The organism is Streptomyces sp. B3I8 (assembly GCF_030816915.1).
Lineage (GTDB): Bacteria > Actinomycetota > Actinomycetes > Streptomycetales > Streptomycetaceae > Streptomyces.
The window spans coordinates 1,706,455-1,725,746 of the sequence record NZ_JAUSYN010000002.1 but is presented as its reverse complement, the minus strand read 5'-3'; the positions used below and the strand labels follow the sequence as shown (position 1 = coordinate 1,725,746).

Genomic DNA, 19,292 nt, shown 5'->3' with positions numbered 1-19,292 from the left:
GGGCTCCCGTACAGGCATAGGGGTGACGGATGGCTCAGACACAAGGCGGGGAGCCGGGCGACGGCGCCGCCGAGGTGCTCGACCGTCCGCTGCCCGACGGCGTGCGCAGGCGTGTGGTGGGGATCGTCTCCGACGGCTTCGGCGGGCTGACCGTGGCCGAGCTGCCCACTCAGCTCCGGCAGTACGCCCGGTTCACCCCCACCCGGCGGGCCAAGTTCGCGGGCAACGCGATGGCGGCCGCGGTGGAGACCGACCCGCTGTTCCGCCAGCGCGTCGCCGAGAAGCTCAGGGAGGCCCAGCCCGAGCTGACCGGCGCCCTCGACGCCGGCTCCCCGCCCCCGGCCGCCGACCCGCTCGACGTGGCGGCCGCGGCCTACGTGCTGCGCCCCGCCGGCTGGGTGAAGCTGGTGACCGCCGCGGGCGAGGAGGCCCAGCGGGCGGACGCCGAGCGGGCCGGTGAGGAGACCCGTGTCGAGCTGGAGCGGCTGCGCGCCGAGCTGGCCGTCGCCCGTGGCCAGGTCCGCGCGGAGACCGAACGGCTGCGTGCCGAACTGGAGACGGCGAAGAAGGAGTCCGAGTCGCTGCACCGCAAACTGCGGGCCGCGCTCAGCGACGTCAAACGGGGCGAGGCGGCGCTGCGCAAGGCGCGGGCCGAGCGGGAGGCCGAGCGCGCCGAGGGGCAGGCACGGCTGTCCGCCGCGGAGAGCGAGTCCCGTCGGCTCAAGACGCGGCTGGGGGAGTCTGAGGCCGCCCTGGAGGCGACGCGCAAGGCCGCCCGGGAGGGCCGCAGCGTCGAGGACATGCGGATCAGGCTGCTCCTGGACACCGTCCTGGAGGCGTCCCAGGGGCTGCGCCGGGAGCTGGCGCTGCCGCCGGTGTCGGTGCGGCCCGCCGAGACCGTGGACGCCGTGGAGCCCGGCCGGATGACCCCGAAGGACATCGCCAACCGGGCGCTGTCCGAGAACGACCCGGCCGTCGTCGACCAGTTGCTCGCGCTGCCGCAGGCGCACCTCGTCGTCGACGGCTACAACGTCACCAAGACCGGCTATCCGCAGATGCCGCTGGAGAAGCAACGGCTGCGACTGCTCGGGCAGCTCGCCCAGCTCGCCGCGCAGACCGGCGCCGAGACCACCTGTGTCTTCGACGGCGCCGAACTCGCCGCCCCGGTGCTGCTCGCGCCGCCGCGCGGGGTGCGGGTGCTGTTCTCCAAGCCGGGGGTGACCGCGGACGAGTTGATCCGCCGGCTGGTGCGCGCGGAGCCGCCGGGACGGCCCGTGATCGTCGTCTCCACGGACCGCGAGGTCGCCGACGGGGTCGCGCGCGCCGGCGCCCGTCCGGTCGCCTCAGCGGTGCTCCTGAAGCGTTTCGCGCGCGGCTGAGCCCGACTCCTCCCCGGACTCCTCGACGTACTCGCGGCCGCCGTGTCCGAAGTGGGCTGTACGCGCCAACCGCAACCTCCGTGCCGCATGCCCCAATTCGCCGCATCGTCACGCAACGTAGTGTCAATGCTGGGTCACTGGTTGTGTGTTGTGTGCAAAATATGCCCGCGAGAGCCGTGTTTTTTCTGATGAGGATTTGAACTGATCACAAGAGGGTCACTAGGGTCAGCCCCAACCTCCACTCGGTTGATCACTTATGGGGAGTGACGGTGGAGGGGCACCGCCCACCGGTGTGTCGGTAGGCGGCTGAAGGAAGAAGGAGCTCGCCTCCGTGGCGTCCCACCGTCGACCCAAGCAGCCGAGCCGCACGCGGGTGACCGCGCTCACCACCGTCGCGGCCGCAGCCGTCGCCCTGAGCGCGCAGGCCGCCAACGCCGCGCCGAGCGAGAAGCCCAGCAAGAGCGAGGTCAAGGCCAAGGTCGACAAGCTCTACGAGCAGGCCGAGCAGGCCACCGAGAAGTACAACGGGGCCAAGGAGAAGCAGGAGAAGCTGCAGAAGCAGATCAGCACCCTGCAGGACAAGGTCGCCCGGGGCCAGGCCGACCTCAACGAACTGCGCGAGGGCATCGGCACGATGGCCAGCGCCCAGTACCGCACCGGCAGCATCGACCCCTCCGTCCAGCTCTTCCTCTCCGCCGACCCGGACGACTACCTGGACAAGGCCGCCACCCTGGACCAGCTCAGCGGCCAGCAGGTCGAGGGGCTGAAGAAGATCCAGGAGAAGCAGCGCGTACTGGCCCAGGAGCGCAAGGAAGCCTCCGACAAGCTCAAGGACCTCGCCGACACCCGCACCGAGCTCGGCAAGAAGAAGAAAGAGGTCCAGGGCAAGCTCGGCGAGGCGCAGCGGCTGCTCAACACCCTGACGGCCAAGGAGAAGCAGGAGCTCAAGGACGAGCAGACGCGCTCCAGCCGCTCCGCCGCCTCGCGCGTCGACCTCGGCAACTCCACCCCCGCCTCCGGCCGCGCCGCCGCCGCGTTCTCCGCCGCCCAGAGCAAAATCGGCTCGCCGTACGTCTACGGCGCCACCGGCCCCTCCTCCTTCGACTGCTCGGGCCTGACCTCCTGGGCCTACGCGCAGGCCGGCGTCTCCATCCCGCGTACCTCCCAGGCGCAGGCGAACATCGGCACGCGCATCTACTCGCAGAGCCAGCTCCAGGTCGGCGACCTGGTGTTCTTCTTCAACGACATCCACCACGTGGGCCTCTACGCCGGCAACGGCCAGGTCCTGCACGCGCCCCGTACCGGCACCGTCGTCCGCTACGAGTCGATGAGCACGATCGGCGGCCCCTTCATGTTCGGCGTCCGCGTCTGAGACCGGGTCCGCGCCCGTGGCGCCGGTTCCGGCCGGCGCCGCTTCCGCATCAAGCCGTCATGCCGCCCGAACGGGCGAATTCCCGCACCCCGCGCTGACCCCGCGCCCCGCCGGTGACCTGCGTCAGCGGCGGGGCGCACGGCTGTCCGGCGGTCACTGCCCGTAGCCGGACGGTCACCGGCCCGGCTACTGTCTGCCGCCGTGCCTCCGTGAACGGGGGCCCGTCAGCGGAAGGGAGTGCGTCGGTCGTGGGGTCCCATCAGCGTCCTGCACCACACGGACTCGGCCGGGGGCGTGGCGCCACGCTCGCCGTGCTGTCCGCCGCGGCCACCGCGGCCGCGGCACTGGGCGCCGTACCTGCCGGTGCCGCGCCGAGCGGGGGGCGCGCGGAGGTGGAGCGGCTGTACCAGGAGGCCGAGCGCGCCACCGAGGCCTACAACAAGGCCGACGAGCGCGCCGACACCCTGCGCGGTGAGGTGCACCGCGCGCGGGACCGGATCGCCCGCACGCAGGAGAAGGTCAACACCCTGCGGGAGACCCTCGGTTCGCTCGCCGGCGCGCAGTACCGGTCCGGCGGGATCGATCCCGCGCTCGCCCTGCTCCTCTCCTCCGACCCCGACGACTACCTCGACCGGGCCGCCGTCCTCGACCACGTCGGCGACGACCAGGCCGCCCGGCTCCGGCAGTTGAGGGCAGTGCTGCGGGAACTGGGCCAGCAGCGCACGGAGGCGGGCGGCAAGCTCGCCGAACTGGAGGCGAGCCGCAAGGCGGTGGCGCGCCACAAGCACGCGGTGGAACGGAAGCTGGCGCGGGCACGGCAGGTGCTGAACGCCCTGCCGGCCGGCGAGCGGGCCGCGTACGCGCGGGCGTCCCGCTCCGCCGGGCGGCTCCCCGCCCCGCTGCCCGGACCGGACGCCGGCCCCGGGTACGAGGCCGCGAGCGGTGCGCGGGCGGCCGCCGCGGTCGCGGCGGCACGGTCCGCGCTGGGGCGGCCCTACGTGTGGGGGGCGACCGGACCGAACGGGTTCGACTGCTCGGGGCTGACGCAGTGGGCGTACGCGCGGGCGGGGGTGGGACTGCCGCGGACGTCGCAGGAGCAGCGGTACGCGGGGCGGCGGGTGCCGCTGTCCGAGGCACAGCCCGGGGACCTGGTGGTGTACCGGTCGGACGCGAGCCATGTGGGGATGTACGTGGGGGCCGGGCAGGTGATCCATGCGCCGTATCCGGGGGCGGTGGTGCGGTACGACTCCGTCGGGATGATGCCGGTGGTGGCCGTCACGCGGCCTTGAGGGCGGGGGGCGCCCCTCTCTGTCCCCCCTGGGGTGCCTTGGCGCCTTGGTGCCTTGGGTGTCTTGGGTGCCTTCCCGCTCGGGGGGCTTGTTCGTCGGCGGGTGCGGGCTCGGGGTGGCTGGTCGCGCAGTTCCCCGCGCCCCTTTGGCGGGCGGCCCTGCAAAGGGGCGCGGCCCCTGTCGGGGTGGGGCACGTACGATCGTCCTGTGGCTGGGTTCGGGCGTGTGGTGGGGTGTCTCCTCTTGGTGGGGGCGCTCGTGGGGTGCGGGGGCGGCGTGGCGTCGGACTCCGGGCGCGGGGACGCGCAGCGGATGCTGGACCGGCGGGCCGGGGCCGTGCTGGAGCGGGACCGGAAGGCGTTCCTCGGCACCGAGTCCCCGACCGCCGGCCCCCGGGGGCAGCTGGCCACCGGTGCCGCCGAGTTCGCCAACCTCAGAAACGTTCCGCTGGCCTCCTGGTCGTACCGCATCACATCCTTCCGCCGCACCGGCGAGCGCGCCACTGTCGACGCCGACCTGCGCTACCGGGTGCGGGGCCAGGACCGCGCGCCCGTCGCCTCCGGCCGGGTGCTGCGCCTGGTGCACCGCGGGCGGCACTGGTACGTGGCCTCCGACGAGCCCGCGAAGAAGTCGGGGCAGCAGCTCTGGGAGCAGGGCGCGGTGCGCGTCGTGAAGGGCCGGCACAGCCTGATCCTCGGCGTGGGCCAGCCCGAGGCGGGCCTGAAGGCGTACGCCCGGCTCGCCGACGACGCCGTGCCGGCCGTCTCCCGGGCCTGGGGGACCGGCTGGGCGGGCCGGGTGGTGGTGTACGTACCGCGGACGGTGAAGGGGATGGCGGGCCTGCTGGGCTCGACGGACGGCGACTACCGGGGCATCGCGGCCGTCACCACCGGTGAGGCGGGCGGCTCGGGAGCGGCGCCCGCCGACCGCGTCATCGTCAACCCCGACGCGTACGGCGTCCTCGGCGACTTCGGCCGGCAGGTCGTCCTCACCCACGAGGTCACGCACGTCGCCACCCGCGCCCACACCACCGCCGCCACCCCGCTGTGGCTGTCGGAGGGGTACGCGGACTTCGTCGGCTACCGCGAGTCGGACCGTACGGCGGCACAGGTGGCGCCCGAGCTGCGCGACGAGGTGGCCGCGGGGCGGGTGCCGGCCGCGCTGCCCGCCGACGCGGACTTCGGGTTCGCCCAGGACGCGGGGCGGCTGGCGCGGGCGTACGAGGGCGGCTGGCTGGCCTGCCGGATGATCGCCGAGCGGTGGGGCGAGAAGCGGCTGCGCGCGTTCTACCGGGCGGTGGGCGCCCACGGGAAGCGGACGGGCGCGGTCGAGGAGGCGCTGCGGGACGTCCTGGACACCGACCCGGCGACGTTCACCAAGGACTGGCGGGCCTCGCTGCGGGACCGGTTGGGCTGAGTTCCACCGGTATGCGGCGGGGCGCCCGGTCGGTTGCGAACCGAAAGTTTCGGTTCGTCCATGGAGCCGCGCCGTGCGCGCGGCCACCCCTGGCGGCGGTCGACCGGCGGGATGCGAGGGTGACGCGAGGGGTGTCGCGCGGGACGGGGAATCGTGCGGCAGGCGCGTGGTGGGTCCCACGCACACGCCTTTCGGACATGTTCCCGTCCGGGGCGCCCGTTCCGCGCCGGGAGGGTGCTTGTTTCGCGCAAGTTTCCTAAACTTGCGGATGTGAAGGGTCTGCTGCTGCGGCTGTCGTCGCTCGACGCCGACGCGACCGCCGCGGTACGGGTGATCGCGCACTTCCAGGCGCTGCTCGCCGCCGACCGCGTCGACCCGGCGGCACTGCTGCGGTCCACCGCGGCCCTGGCCGAGTGTCCGGCCGGGATGGAACTGGCCGACGGACGCGTGCTGCGCGCGGGACCGGACGGCGCCGCTCTGGCCGGTGGCCCCGGGCAGGTGTCCGGCGCCGCCGACCTCGGCGCGGCCGGCCGGGTCTGGCTGGAACGGCCCGGACCCGCCGGGCCCTTCGACGAGCTGGTCCTGGAATGGCTGGCCGTCGCCGCCCGCACCCTCGCGCAACCGGCCCACGCCGCCGTCGATCCGGGCCTCCTCGAGGTGGTGCTCTCCGGCCGCGAGACCGTCGCCGACCGGACCCGGGCACTGCGGCTGCTCGGGTTCGCCCCGCAGGCACCGCTGCGCGCGGTCGTCGTCGCCGCGCCCGGTGAGCCGGAGTCGCTCGCCCTGGCCCTGCTGGGCCGGGGCCGCCCGCCCGGCACCGTACGCGCCGCCCGGATCGGCGGTCACGGGGTCGCGCTCGTGCAGCGGGCGGCGGTGCCCGGCGCCCCCTCCCCGACGGGCGGGACGGACTCGCCCGCCGGGGAGCTGCGGGAGGTGCTGCGCGGTGCCGTACGGGTCGGGGTCGGCGGCGCGGTCGAGGCGCTCGGGGCGGCCCGGTCCTGGGAACAGGCGGTGGTGGCCCTGCGGTTCGCGGCGCCCGGGGTACCGGCCGAGGCCGTCGCCGACCACGACGAACTGGGCACGGTCACCGTCCTGGCCGACCTCCCGGCGGCCCGGCTGCGCGCCCTGCCCGACGTGACGCTCCTCGCGGCGGTGGCCGCGCGTGACGGCGGCGCGGCCGGCGTCGACGCGCTGTCCGCGTTCTGCCGTACCGGGTCGCTGCGTCAGGCCGCCGCCGAACTCCACCTCCACCACAGCTCGGTGGCGACCCGGCTGGCACGGGTCGAGGCCGTCACCGGCTGGCGGCTGCGCGAGGCCGGCGACCGGTTCCGGGCCCGGCTCGCGCTGTACGCCTGGCGGCTGGCGTGGGCGGACGACGGCGATCCGCTCACCACGCCGGGTGCCGGTCCGCTCACCAGGTCAGGGCGCGACGCAGCGCCGTGAGCTCCTCCGAGGCCATCCGCTGCGCCACGGCGGCGTGCCGCACCATCGCGGCGCCGTGGAACGTGCCGGGGAACAGGTGCAGTTCCGCTGCCACCCCGGCGTCCAGCAGCGCGCGGGCGTAGTCGACGCCCTCGTCGCGCAGCGGGTCGTACGCCATCACGACCACGTGCGCCGGGGGCAGCCCGGCGAGGTCGGTGGTGCCGGCCCGGGCGGGGGCGGCGGTGACCGGCACACCGGCCGAGCCGGGGACGCCCTCGCCGAGGTAGGCGGTCCAGCTCAGCCGGGCGTTGCGGCGGTTCCAGACCGGGGTGTCGGTGAAGCGGCGGGCGCTGGGGGTGCACAGCCGGTCGTCGAGCGCCGGGCTGTCCAGGTACTGGAGGCGGATCGCCGGGCCGCCGCGGTCCCGGGCCAGCATCGCGACGGCCGTCGCCAGGCAGGCGCCGGCGCTGTCCCCGGCCACGGCGAGGCTGTCGGCCCGGATGCCGAGGCCGGCCGCGTTCTCCGCGGTCCAGCACAGGGCGGCGTAGCAGTCCTCCAGGCCGGCGGGGTAGGGGTGTTCCGGCGCGAGCCGGTAGCCGGGGGAGACGACCGCGCAGGGCAGTTCGCGGCACAGGCGGAGGTTGGCCTCGTGGTCGACGTCGGGGCTGCCGAGGACGAAGCCGCCGCCGTGGATGCGGAAGACGGCGGGGAGGGGGTGGGGGGCGTCCCCCGGGCGGGTGCCTTCCGGACGGGTGCCTTCCGGGCGGTAGACGCGCAGGGAGACGCCGGCCTGCTGCACGTCGATCACGGTCACGCCGGTGGTGTCCGTGTCGGTGACGCGGAGGAAGGTCTCGGCCTTCTGCGCGGCGCGGGCGGCCGCGAGGTCGGAGATGTCGACGGGGGGCATCATCGCGAGCGCGGCGGCGAGTTCGGGGTCCAGGGGGTGCGTCATGGGGACACGGTGGCATCGGGGGCGGGACGGGGGGAGCCGACGGGTGTCGGGGGCGGGGGGCTCCGCGTCCGACGGGCGTGCGGTGGGTGGTTCCGACAGGGGCCCGGGGAACTGCGCGATCTTTTCGGGGTCCGGGGGCGGAGCTCCCGGGGGACGGGAACGGGTAAGGGCGGCAGGGGCGAAAAGATCCGGGGCGCACCCCGCCGGTCAGGCGTTCGGTGCCGCGCTGCTCTGGCGGACGACCAGGCGGGTCGCCAGTTCCATGCGCAGCGCCGGGCGGTCGGCCTCGGCCGGCTGGAGCAGCATCCGCGCCGCCTCCTCCGCCATCTGCCGCAACGGCTGGTGCACGGTGGTCAGCGGCGGGCTCGACCACTGGGCGAGCGGCACGTCGTCGTAGCCCACCACCGAGAGGTCCTCCGGCACGCTCAGCCCCTGCCGCCGTGCCGCCTCCAGGACGCCCAGCGCCTGCAGATCACTGCCCGCGAAGATCGCGGTGGGCCGGTCGGGGAGGGTGAGCAGCTCCATGGCCCGCTCGAAGCCGCCCTGGACGTGGAAGTCGCCGTACCGCACCAGACGTTCGTCGGTCTCCAGGCCCGCCATCGTCATCGCGGAGCGGAAGCCGTCCAGCCGGGCGAGCGAGCACATCATGTCGGTGGGGCCGGTGATGATGGCGATGCGCCGGTGGCCGAGTTCGGTCAGGTGCCGGGTCGCCGCCATGCCGCCGGCCCAGTTCGCCGAACCCACCGAGGGCACGTCCGCCTCGGGGTCCCCGGCCGGGTCGATGATGACGAACGGCACGGCGCGGGAGCGCAGTTGGCGCTTGACCCTGTCCGGCAGCGAGGAGAAGACCAGCACCACGCCCAGCGGGCGGCGCTGGAGCACGCCCTCGATCCACTCGCGCCCGGGTGCGTGCCGGTCGCCGCTCTCGCTCAGCACGACGCTGGCCTTGTGCTGCTTCGCGACGTTCTCCACGCCGCGGATCAGCTCCATCGCCCAGACGCTCTCCAGCTCCGGAAAGACCAGCTCGATGAGCGGCGCGTGCGAGGACGTCGCCGCCCGGCGCCGGTAGCCGTGGTTCTCCAGGAGCTGCTCGACCCGGGTCCGGGTGGCCGCCGACACGTCCGACCGTCCGTTGAGGACTTTCGAAACCGTCGAAAGGGACACACCGGCCTGAGTGGCCACCTCCGCGAGGGTCACCCTGCCGGCCGTGTTGTCCTCGTCTGTCACGCGCATGGGCAGCAGCATAGGGCACGACGCCGGTAACGGTTCGGTCGCGGCCGCACACCCCCGTTGACCGAGCGGAAACACTCGCCTAATGTCCCGGCAACAGCGAATTTCGTGAGCTTGATCGAAACTTTCGAAAAGGGGTGGGTGATGCGGACACGTACTCGGTTCTCCCGCATGCTCGTCGGCGGTGTGACCTTGGGCATGGCGCTGTCACTCTCCGCGTGCGGGGACAACGGCGGGTCGGGCTCCAGCGACGGGAAGATCCACGTACTGGTCTACGGGGACGCCACCAACAAGGTGGAGAAGGCGGTCGTCGCCGAGTTCAACAAGACCTCCAAGGTCAAGGCGGTCCTCGACACCATCCCGGGCGCCACGTACCAGCAGAAGCTCCAGACGATCATCAACACCCCGCAGGCCCCCGACGTCTTCTACAACTGGGGCGCGGGCAGCATCCAGCCCTTCGTCAAGGCCGGCCTGCTGATGCCGCTGGACGACTTCATCAAGGACGACCCCAAGCTGAAGTCGGCGTTCCTGCCCAGCGTCTTCAACGCCGCGGCCGTCGACGGCAAGGCCTACGGCATCCCGATGCGCGGCACCCAGCCCGTGCTGCTGTTCAGCAACGACAAGGTCCTGAAGAACGCCGGCACGCAGGCGCCCAAGACCTGGGACGAGCTGCTGGACTCGGTCAAGAAGCTGAAGAAGTCGGGTGTCACCCCGATCGCCCTCGGCGGCGGCGACCAGTGGCCCACCCTGATGTGGTTCGAGTACCTCTACGACCGCATCGCCGGCCCCGACCTGCTGAAGAAGGCCGTCGGCGGCGACAAGGACGCCTGGGCGAGCCCGGACAGCAAGGCGGCCCTGAACAAGCTCAAGGAGCTCGTCGACACCGGCGCCTTCGGCACCAACTACGACTCGGTGAAGTACACCGACGGCGGTTCGCCCGCGCTGGTCGCCCGCAGCAAGGCCGGCTTCGAGCTGATGGGCTCCTGGTACTACTCCCAGCAGCAGGAGAACGCCAAGGAGTTCGCCGAGAAGGACCTCCGGTACAGCTCCTTCCCGACGATCGACGGCGGCAAGGGCGACCCGGCGGACATCGTCGGCAACACGAACAACTACTACTCGGTGATGAAGAAGACCAAGCATCCCGAGGCCGTCGCCAAGTTCCTCAAGCTGATGTACTCCGACAAGTTCATCAAGCAGCAGCTCGCCATCGGCAACCTGCCGACGACGACGAACACCGAGAAGTTCCTGGACACCGCCGCCGACCCGAAGTACGCCCACTACCAGTTCGACCTGGTGAAGAAGGCCCCGTCCTTCCAGCTCTCGTGGGACCAGGCCTATCCGCAGTCGGCGAGCGAGCAGATGCACCAGGCCGTGCAGCAGTTCTTCAACGGCTCGCTGGACGTCGACGGATTCATCAAGGCCATGCAGGCCCTGCCGACCAGCTGAGCACACCATGACGACACAGCTGACACGCGCAGCCGCCCCCGCGAAGGACTCCGGCCGCAGGAGCGGCCGGGCCCGGGGCGCGCGAAGCGCCGACGTGGGCCGCCCGGGCTTCGCCTGGGCGGTCCCCGCCACGATCTTCTTCGTCCTCTTCGCCATCCTCCCGCTGCTCGCCGTCGCGGTCCTGTCCTTCATGAGCTGGGGCGGCATCGGCGACCCCGAGTGGGTCGGCCTCGACAACTGGAACCGGGTCTTCGACGACCCGGTCATGATCAAGAGCATCTGGCTGACCCTGCTGCTCACCGTGCTCGGCGTGGTCCTGCAGACCCCGCTGAGCATCCTGATCGGCGTCTGGGCCGCCGGCACCCAGCGCAACCGGGCCGTCATCTCCGCCGTCTACTTCGTGCCGCTGCTGCTGTCCTCCACCGCCGTCTCGGTGCTGTGGCGGGCGCTGCTCGACCCGAACTTCGGCATCCCCTCCGAGGCGACCTGGCTGTTCGGCGACGGCAACCTGTTCGGCGAGCAGTCCACCGCCATCGGCGTCCTCGCCTTCGTCAGCACCTGGCAGTTCACCCCGCTGCACAGCCTGATCTACCAGGGCGCCGCACGGGCCATCCCGCAGGTGCTCTACCAGGCCGCGGAGATCGACGGTGCCGGCCGGGTGCGGCAGTTCTTCTCCATCACGCTGCCCCAGCTGCGCAACTCGATCATCACCTCGATGATCCTCATGGTCGTCGGCGGCCTCACCACCTTCGAGACCGTCCTCATCCTGACCCAGGGCGGCCCCGGCACCGACACCACCATCAGCGCCTACTACATGTACCAGAAGGCCTTCAAGAGCTTCGACTTCGGCGCCGGCGCCGTCATCGCGCTGCTCCTGGTCGTCGCGGCCACGATCATCTCGCTGATCGTCGTGCGTCTCTCCGGCTACGACAAGATGCGCTCCACCATGGAGGGTGTGTCATGAGGCGGCGCCCCAACTACCTGGCCGGCGTCGCCGCCGTCGCCTGGCTGATCATCGTCGCCCTGCCGCTGTACGTGATGCTCGCCGCGACCGTGCAGTCCAAGGGCGACTACGCCAAGGGCAGCCCGCTGTCCTGGCCGGAGCACTTCACCTTCGAGAACTACTCGGGCGCCTTCGACGAGGGGTTCGGACAGTTCTTCGTCAACACGCTGATCGTCACCGTGGCCGTGGTCGGCATCGTCGTCGTCCTGGTGCCGCCGCTCGCGTACGCCGTCGTCCGCAGCCGGTCCCGGGTCGCCTCGGGGGTCTTCCGGCTGTTCCTGCTGGGCCTCGCCATCCCCGCCCAGGCGGTGATCGTGCCGATGTTCTACCTGATCAGCGAGGCCGGGCTGTACGACAACCTGATCGGTGTCATCCTGCCCACCGCCGCGTTCTGCCTGCCCATCTCCACATTGATCCTCAGCGGCGCCATGCGGGACATCGGACACGAACTCTTCGAGGCCATGGCCGTGGACGGCGCCTCGCCGCGCCGGATGTTCCTGCAACTGGTGCTCCCGCTGTCCAAGGGCGGCATCTCCACCATCGTGGTGTTCTCCGCGCTCCAGGCCTGGAACGGCTTCCTGTTCCCCCTCGTCCTGACCCAGTCCGACTCCACCAAGGTCATCACCCTGGGTCTGTACAACTTCCAAACCGAGCACGGCATCAACGTCCCCGGCACGCTGGCCGCGGTGTTCATGTCCATGGTGCCGATCCTGCTCGTCTACCTGTTCGCCCGCCGAGCCCTGGTCCAGGGCCTGATGGGCGTCGGAGGAAAGTGACCGCCAACGTGGCTGTTGAGACAACCCCCGTCACCCCGACCACTCCCACCACCCCCACCGCGCCGGTCTGGCAGGACAGCGGTGCGGATCTCGACACCCGGGTCACCGCCCTGATCGAGGCCATGACCGTCGAGGAGAAGATCGCCCAGCTCGTCGGCGTCTGGGTCGGCGCCTCCGACGAGGGAGGTGAAGTCGCCCCGCACCAGCACGACATGGAGGAGGCCGTCGACCTCGACGCGCTGCTCCCCTCGGGCCTCGGGCAGCTCACCCGCCCCTTCGGCACCGCCCCCGTCGACCCCGCGCTCGGCGCGCTCTCCCTGCTGCGCACCCAGCAGCGCATCGCCGCCGCCAACCGCTTCGGCATCCCCGCCCTCGCCCACGAGGAGTGCCTGGCCGGCTTCGCCGCCTGGCGGGCCACCGCCTACCCCGTGCCGCTGTCCTGGGGCGCCACCTTCGACCCGGACCTGATCCGGGAGATGGCCGCCGCCATCGGCCGCGACATGGCCGCCGTCGGCATCCACCAGGGCCTCGCCCCCGTCCTCGACGTGGTGCGCGATGCCCGCTGGGGCCGGGTGGAGGAGACCATCGGCGAGGACCCCTACCTCGTCGGCACCGTCGCCACCGCCTACGTCCAGGGTCTGGAGTCGGCCGGCATCGTCGCCACCCTCAAGCACTTCGTCGGCTACTCCGCCTCCCGCGCCGGACGCAACCTCGCCCCCGTCTCCATGGGGCCGCGCGAACGCGCCGACGTGCTGCTGCCGCCGTTCGAGATGGCGATCCGCGAGGGCGGCGCCAGGTCCGTCATGTCCGCCTACACCGACATCGACGGCATCCCGTCCGCCGCCGACGAGGACCTCCTCACCGGCCTGCTGCGTGACACCTGGGGCTTCGAGGGCACCGTCGTCGCCGACTACTTCGGCATCGCCTTCCTCAAGACCCTGCACGGTGCCGCCACCGACTGGGCCGACGCCGCGGGCACCGCGCTGCGGGCCGGCGTCGACGTCGAACTGCCCAGCATCAAGACGTTCGGCGAGCCGCTGCGCGCCGCCGTCGCCGACGGCCGCGTCCCCGGGGAACTCCTCGACCGCGCCCTGCGCCGGGTGCTCACCCAGAAGGGCCAGCTCGGCCTCCTCGACGCCGACTGGGACCCGGTGCCGCCGGCCCTGGCCGGAGCCGCCCTCGACGACCCCGAGGCGCTGCGCGGCACGGTCGACCTGGACTCCGACGACAACCACCGGCTGGCCGCGGAGATCGCCGACCGGGCCGTCGTCCTGCTCGCCAACAACGGCGCCCTGCCGCTGTCCGCGCCCCGCCGGATCGCCCTGGTCGGCCCCCAGGCCGACCAGCCGTACGCCGTGCTCGGCTGCTACTCCTTCCCCGCGCACGTCGGCGTCCACCACCCCACCACCCCCGTCGGCATCGAACTGCCCACGCTGCGCGAGGCGTTGGTGCGGGAGTTCCCGAACGCCGAGATCGTCACCGTGCGCGGGGCGGACATCGACGGCGAGGACACCTCCGGGTTCGCCGCGGCCGTGCGCGCGGCACGCGACGCCGACGTGGTGGTCCTCGCGCTCGGCGACCGCGCCGGGCTGTTCGGCCGCGGCACCAGCGGCGAGGGCTGCGACGCCGAGTCGCTCGCCCTGCCCGGCGTGCAGCAGGCCCTCCTCGACCGGCTGCTCGACGTGGGCACGCCGCTGGTGCTGACGCTGCTCGCGGGGCGCCCGTACGCGCTCGGCCGGGCCACCACCGAGGCGGACGCCGTCGTGCAGTCCTTCTTCCCCGGCGAGGAGGGCACCGCCGCGATCGCCCGGGTCCTCAGCGGCCGTACCAACCCCTCCGGCCGGCTCCCGGTCAGCGTGCCCGCGGGGCCGGGCGTCCAGCCCTCCACCTACCTCGCCGCGAAGCTCGCCCGGGCCAGCGAGGTCTCCGCGATCGACCCCGGCCCGGCGTACGCCTTCGGCCACGGACTGTCGTACACGAGCTTCGCGTGGAGCGACCTCGCGGTGGAGGGGGAGGAGGCCGCCACGGACGGGGAGTTCCGGCTCGGGTTCACGGTGCGCAACACCGGGGACCGGGAGGGGACGGAGGTCGTGCAGCTGTATCTGCACGATCCGGTGGCCTCGGTGGTGCAGCCGGTGCAGCGGTTGATCGGGTACGCGCGGGTGCGGCTGGCGCCGGGGGAGTCCCGGCGGCTGACGGCGCTCGTCCCGGCGGACGTGGCGTCCTTCACGGGGCGGGACGGGCACCGGGTCGTCGAGCCGGGCGAGCTGGAGCTGCGGCTGTCCGCGTCCTCGGCGGAGTCGCGCCTGACGGCGGCGGTCCGGCTGACGGGGGCGGCCCGCCGGGTGGACCACACGCGCCGCCTGCACGCGACGATCCGGCCGGCGTAGGCGTCTCTCCCGCCCCCGCCACCCTTCCCGTCCCGACCCCGGGGGGGGGCTCCGTCCCCCGGGACCCCCGAAAAGATCGCGCGGTTCCCCGCGCCCCCGACCAGGGGCGCGGGGCTGTGCCGGCATGCGGCTCCGCCGGGTGGGCACGAAACGCCCCACCCACCCGTACGTCCGGGTCAGAGGGGCAGCGCCCCTTGTCGTGAGGGGGAGGGCAGGGGCGGCGGGGGCGTGAACAACTGGTCGCGTGCCCGTACCGTGTCGCGCCACAGCGTCCGCGCCGCGCTCACCGTCGCCCCCACCAGCAACCCGTTCCGCACCACCAGCGACAGAACCCCCACCCCGTCACTCGCCACCACCTCCCCGAAGTACACCGGGAACTCCAGCACCGTCACCGGACACGCCACCAGCACCAGCACGGCCGGCACCTCCATCCGGCTCCCCCGGCAGCACAGACACACCGCTCCCAGCCCCACCAGCCACACCAGGTACTGCGGGCTGATCACCCGGCTCGTCACCGTGAACACCAGCACCGCCACGAACCCCGCGTCCACGAGCGTGCGCGGCGAGAACGCGCGGGCGCTCAGCCGCCACACCACCAGCCACCCCAGCCCCGCCACACTCAGCACCATCGCCCCCGCGCTCACCGCTCCCACCCACGGCCCGAGGAACTCCACCGAGCCGTAGTGGAGCAGCACCCGCCCCCGCCACCCGAAGTGCCGCGCCGCGTGGAAGACGAGCGCCCCGAGCGACTCCACCTCCGTGCCCCGCCCGCCCTGGTGACGCAGGAACGTGAACGCCCCCGGCATCACCACCGCGCACACCAGCGCGAGCCCGCCCGCGGCCACCGCCGCCGCGCCCCACGCCCGCCGCCGCACCGCTCCCGCCAGCAACAACGCGGGCCACACCTTCAGCAGCGCGCCGAACCCCGCGAGCACCCCCAGCACCCGCGGACGCCGAGCCCCCGCCACCAGCGCGGCCACCGCCACCGCCGTCACCATCAGGTCGTAGCGGGCGTACACCGTCGGCCCGAGCAGCGCGACGCCCAGCGTCCACAGCCACACCCCGCGCACCCCGCCCCCGTCCCGGGCCCCGGCGTACAGCAGCAGGCACACCACCGCCAGGTCGGCCAGGAGAGCGAGGGCGAAGAAGGCGTGCGCGTAGTCCAGGAACGGCAGCAGCGCGGGGGAGAGGACCGCGAGGACGGCCCCGGGCGGGTACTGCCAGGAGACGTCGCCGCTCGGGAAGCCGCCGGAGCGCAGGACGTCGTACCACCCCCGGTAGATCACCGACACGTCGCTGGTGACGTCCGGCCCCGGGAACACCCACACCTTGAGGACGTACAGCAGCAGGGCCGACCGGCTCACCGTCCAGACGGCGAACAGCCCCACCGGAATCCGTCGCGCACCCGCCATGCCCACGAGAACCCCGCCCGTCCGTCCGCCGCCGCTGCCGTCCGGGGCATGATCGCGCGACGGGCGGGGCGGCGGCCGTGAGGCGGGGCCGTACCGTGCGCGAAAACGACCGGGCGGGGGGTCCCGCACGGCCGGTTCGGTACTGTCGTCGGCGATGCACAAGACCCTGATCGTCACCAACGACTTCCCGCCCCGGCCCGGCGGCATCCAGGCCTTCCTGCACAACATGGCGCTGCGGCTGGACCCGGAGCGGCTGGTCGTCCACGCGTCCACCTGGAAGCGGAGCGGGGAGGGCGTCGCCGCGACGGCGGCCTTCGACGCGGAGCAGCCCTTCACCGTCGTACGCGACCGCACGACGATGCTGCTGCCGACGCCCGCCGCCACCCGCCGGGCCGTCGGACTGCTGCGCGAACACGGCTGCACCTCGGTGTGGTTCGGGGCGGCGGCACCGCTCGGCCTGATGGCCCCCGCGCTGCGCCGGGCCGGGGCGGAGCGCCTGGTGGCCACCACCCACGGCCACGAGGCCGGCTGGGCGCAGCTCCCCGCCTCCCGGCGACTGCTGCGCAGGATCGGCGACTCGGTGGACACGATCACCTACCTCGGCGAGTACACCCGTGCCCGCATCGCCCCGGCGCTCACCCCCGCCGCCGCCGCGAGGATGACGCAACTGCCGCCCGGCGTCGACGAGAAGACCTTCCACCCCGGCTCCGGCGGCGCCGAGGTCCGGGCCCGGCTGGGGCTGACCGACCGGCCCGTGGTGGTGTGCGTCTCCCGGCTGGTGCCGCGCAAGGGCCAGGACACGCTGATCCTCGCCCTGCCCCGTGTCCTGGCCGCGCACCCGGACGCGGTGCTGCTGATCGTGGGCGGCGGCCCCTACGAGCGCGACCTGCGCCGCCTCGCGCGCGAGACGGGCGTCGCGGACTCCGTACGCTTCACCGGTTCCGTGCCGTGGGAGGAACTGCCCGCGCACTACGGCGCCGGGGACGTCTTCGCCATGCCGTGCAGGACCCGGCGCGGCGGACTGGACGTGGAGGGCCTCGGCATCGTCTACCTGGAGGCGTCCGCCACGGGCCTCCCCGTCGTCGCCGGCGACTCCGGCGGCGCCCCCGACGCCGTGCTCGACGGCGAGACGGGCTGGGTGGTGCCGGGCGGCGCCCCGACGGCGGTGGCCGACCGCGTCAACGCCCTCCTCGCCGACGAGGAACTACGGCACCGCATGGGCGAACGGGGCCGGCGGTGGGTCGAGGAGAAGTGGCGCTGGGACCTCCTGGCGGAGCGTCTGAAGGCGCTGCTCTAGCGTCCGTCCGGACCCGGTCGGCCCCGCCTTCCCGGCCCCGTCACCGCGCGTACATCTCCTCGATCTCCGCCGCGAAGTCCTTCGCTACCACGCCCCGCTTCAGCTTCAGCGACGGCGTGAGGTGCCCCGACTCCTCCGTGAACTGCCCCGGCAGTACCCGGAACTTCCGCACGGACTCGGCCTTCGACACCGCCGCGTTCCCGTCGTCCACCGCCCGCTGCACCGCCGCGAGCAGCTCGGGGTCCTCCCGCAGCGACGCCGCCGTGGAGCCGGCGGGCTTCCCGCGGTCCGCGGCCCAGCGGCCCAGGAACTCCTCGTCCAGCGTGACCAGCGCGCCCACGAACGGCCGCCCGTCGCCCACCACCATGCACTCGGCGACCAGCGCGTGCGCCCGGACCCGGTCCTCGATCACCGCGGGGGCGACGTTCTTGCCGCCGGCGGTGACGATGATCTCCTTCTTGCGGCCGGTGATCCGCAGATACCCGTCCTCGTCGAGGGTGCCGACGTCCCCCGTGTGGAACCAGCCGTCGGCCAGCGCCTCCGCCGTCGCCGCCTCGTTGTTCCAGTACTCCTTGAACAGGTGCTCGCCGTGCAGCAGCACCTCGCCGTCGTCCGCTATGCGGATGACCGAACCGGGCAGCGGCTGCCCGACCGTGCCGATCTTCTGCCGGTCCCAGGGGTTGAACGCCGTCGCCGCGCACGACTCGGTCAGGCCGTAGCCCTCCAGGACGGTGAAGCCGATGCCGCGGAAGAAGTGACCGAGCCGCTCGCCCAGCGGGGCGCCGCCGGAGATGGCGTACTCGCCCCGGCCGCCGAGCACCGCCCGCAGCTTGCGGTAGACGAGCCGGTCGAAGAGCCGGTGCCGGATCCGCAGCCCGAGGGAGGGGCCGGAGCCGGCGTCCAGCGCACGGCTGTACGCGATCGCGGTGTCGGCCGCCCGGTCGAAGATCTTCCCCTTGCCGTCGGCCTGCGCCTTGGCGCGCGCCGAGTTGTAGACCTTCTCGAAGACGCGCGGCACGCCGAGGATCAGCGTGGGCCGGAAGGAGGCCAGTTCGCCGGTGAGGTCCTTGATGTCCGGCAGACAGCCGAGCTTGATCGGCGCCATCATCGGCGCGACCTGCACCAGCCGCCCGAAGACATGGGCGAGGGGCAGGAACAGCAGCACCGAGCACTCGCCGGTGCGGAACAGCGGACGCAGCCGCTCCACCACGTTGCCGCACTCGGCGAAGAAACTGCGGTGGGTGAGGACACAACCCTTGGGGCGGCCCGTGGTGCCGCTGGTGTAGACGATGGTGGCCGGGTCGTCCGCCCGGGCCAGCGAGGAGCGCTCCTCCACCGTGGCGTCGCTGACGTCCCGGCCCAGGCGGCCCAGCTCCGCCACCGCGCCGGCGTCGATGCCCCACACGTGCTTGAGCGCGGGCAGTGCCTCGCGCACCGACTCCACGGCCGCCGCGTGCGCGTCGCTCTCCACCAGGCAGGCGGTGGCGCCCGAGTCGCCGAGGATCCACTGCACCTGCTCCGCCGAGCTGGTCTCGTACACCGGTACGGTGATCGCGCCCGCGCTCCAGATCGCGAAGTCCAGCAGCGTCCACTCGTAGCGCGTACGGGACATCAGCCCCACCCGGTCGCCCGGCTGCACGCCCGAGGCGATCAGGCCCTTCGCCGCCGCCCGCACCTCGGCGAGGAACACGGCCGCCGTGACGTCCTGCCAGCCGCTGTCCGTCCGGCGGGCGATGACCGCGACGTCGGGATGCTGCGCGGCGTTTCTGCGGACGATGTCGGTCAGATTCCCGTCCGCAGGGACCTCGTACAGAGCCGGAAGGCTGAACTCGCGCAAGACTGCTGCTCCTCATAGGGCACCGACGCCACGACGTCGTGCTGCGACGGTGCGGTCCAAGGCTGGGGGCG

Annotated in this window: 14 protein-coding genes; 10 read left to right on the top strand and 4 right to left on the bottom strand. The window is 73.3% G+C overall.

Features of this window, described 5'->3' with window-relative positions; translation table 11 throughout:
* Positions 1–29: 29 nt before the first annotated feature.
* From QFZ64_RS09925 to QFZ64_RS09905, 5 genes are all read left to right on the top strand, one after another.
* Positions 30–1,379 (top strand): NYN domain-containing protein, encoded by a 1,350-nt coding sequence (locus tag QFZ64_RS09925; RefSeq protein WP_307064503.1) that lies wholly within the window; start codon positions 30–32, stop codon positions 1,377–1,379.
* A 331-nt stretch (positions 1,380–1,710) separates the two neighbouring features.
* A complete protein-coding gene (locus QFZ64_RS09920; protein ID WP_307064501.1) occupies positions 1,711–2,751 on the top strand; it encodes an NlpC/P60 family protein in 1,041 nt (346 codons plus the stop codon).
* 248 nt (positions 2,752–2,999) lie between these two features.
* Positions 3,000–4,040, top strand: a complete 1,041-nt coding sequence (locus tag QFZ64_RS09915; RefSeq protein WP_307064499.1) for an NlpC/P60 family protein — start codon at positions 3,000–3,002, stop codon at positions 4,038–4,040.
* Positions 4,041–4,247: 207 nt separating this feature from the next.
* Positions 4,248–5,456, top strand: a complete 1,209-nt coding sequence (locus QFZ64_RS09910) for a hypothetical protein (protein WP_373430577.1) — start codon at positions 4,248–4,250, stop codon at positions 5,454–5,456.
* Positions 5,457–5,726: 270 nt separating this feature from the next.
* Entirely contained in the window at positions 5,727–6,899 is a 1,173-nt protein-coding gene (locus QFZ64_RS09905) for a CdaR family transcriptional regulator (RefSeq protein ID WP_307064497.1), read from the top strand.
* Here the strand turns inward: QFZ64_RS09905 and QFZ64_RS09900 are convergent.
* Positions 6,868–7,830: an alpha/beta hydrolase gene (locus tag QFZ64_RS09900; RefSeq protein ID WP_307064495.1), complete on the bottom strand. Its 963-nt coding sequence runs from the start codon at positions 7,828–7,830 to the stop codon at positions 6,868–6,870. The genes QFZ64_RS09905 and QFZ64_RS09900 overlap by 32 nt on opposite strands.
* Before the next feature lie 207 nt (positions 7,831–8,037).
* Positions 8,038–9,075, bottom strand: coding sequence for a LacI family DNA-binding transcriptional regulator (locus QFZ64_RS09895; RefSeq protein WP_307064493.1), 1,038 nt, complete (start codon positions 9,073–9,075; stop codon positions 8,038–8,040).
* Between the two features lie 129 nt (positions 9,076–9,204).
* On the opposite strand from QFZ64_RS09895, the gene QFZ64_RS09890 reads away from it, so the two are divergent.
* Genes QFZ64_RS09890 through QFZ64_RS09875 form a run of 4 tightly spaced genes read left to right on the top strand, consistent with a single transcriptional unit; the run spans position 9,205 to position 14,675 of the window.
* Positions 9,205–10,506, top strand: coding sequence for an ABC transporter substrate-binding protein (locus QFZ64_RS09890; RefSeq protein ID WP_307064491.1), 1,302 nt, complete (start codon positions 9,205–9,207; stop codon positions 10,504–10,506).
* Positions 10,507–10,513: 7 nt separating this feature from the next.
* Positions 10,514–11,470 carry a carbohydrate ABC transporter permease gene (locus QFZ64_RS09885; RefSeq protein WP_307064489.1) on the top strand — a complete coding sequence of 319 codons (957 nt, stop codon included), beginning with the start codon at positions 10,514–10,516 and terminating at the stop codon, positions 11,468–11,470.
* Positions 11,467–12,285, top strand: a complete 819-nt coding sequence (locus QFZ64_RS09880; RefSeq protein ID WP_307064487.1) for a carbohydrate ABC transporter permease — start codon at positions 11,467–11,469, stop codon at positions 12,283–12,285. The genes QFZ64_RS09885 and QFZ64_RS09880 overlap by 4 nt, the downstream gene beginning before the upstream one ends.
* The gene (locus QFZ64_RS09875; RefSeq protein ID WP_373430576.1) at positions 12,282–14,675 is read left to right on the top strand and encodes a glycoside hydrolase family 3 N-terminal domain-containing protein; all 2,394 of its coding nucleotides are present in this window, start codon (positions 12,282–12,284) and stop codon (positions 14,673–14,675) included. The genes QFZ64_RS09880 and QFZ64_RS09875 overlap by 4 nt, the downstream gene beginning before the upstream one ends.
* Before the next feature lie 176 nt (positions 14,676–14,851).
* Here the strand turns inward: QFZ64_RS09875 and QFZ64_RS09870 are convergent, their stop codons facing one another.
* Positions 14,852–16,087 carry a glycosyltransferase 87 family protein gene (locus tag QFZ64_RS09870; protein WP_307064484.1) on the bottom strand — a complete coding sequence of 412 codons (1,236 nt, stop codon included), beginning with the start codon at positions 16,085–16,087 and terminating at the stop codon, positions 14,852–14,854.
* A 154-nt stretch (positions 16,088–16,241) separates the two neighbouring features.
* Here QFZ64_RS09870 and QFZ64_RS09865 point away from each other — a divergent pair, with 154 nt between their 5' ends.
* Entirely contained in the window at positions 16,242–17,384 is a 1,143-nt protein-coding gene (locus QFZ64_RS09865) for a glycosyltransferase family 4 protein (RefSeq protein ID WP_307064482.1), read from the top strand.
* 40 nt (positions 17,385–17,424) lie between these two features.
* Here the strand turns inward: QFZ64_RS09865 and QFZ64_RS09860 are convergent, their stop codons facing one another.
* On the bottom strand, positions 17,425–19,221 hold the full coding sequence (locus QFZ64_RS09860) for a long-chain fatty acid--CoA ligase (protein ID WP_307064480.1): 1,797 nt from the start codon (positions 19,219–19,221) through the stop codon (positions 17,425–17,427).
* Positions 19,222–19,292: the final 71 nt, after the last annotated feature.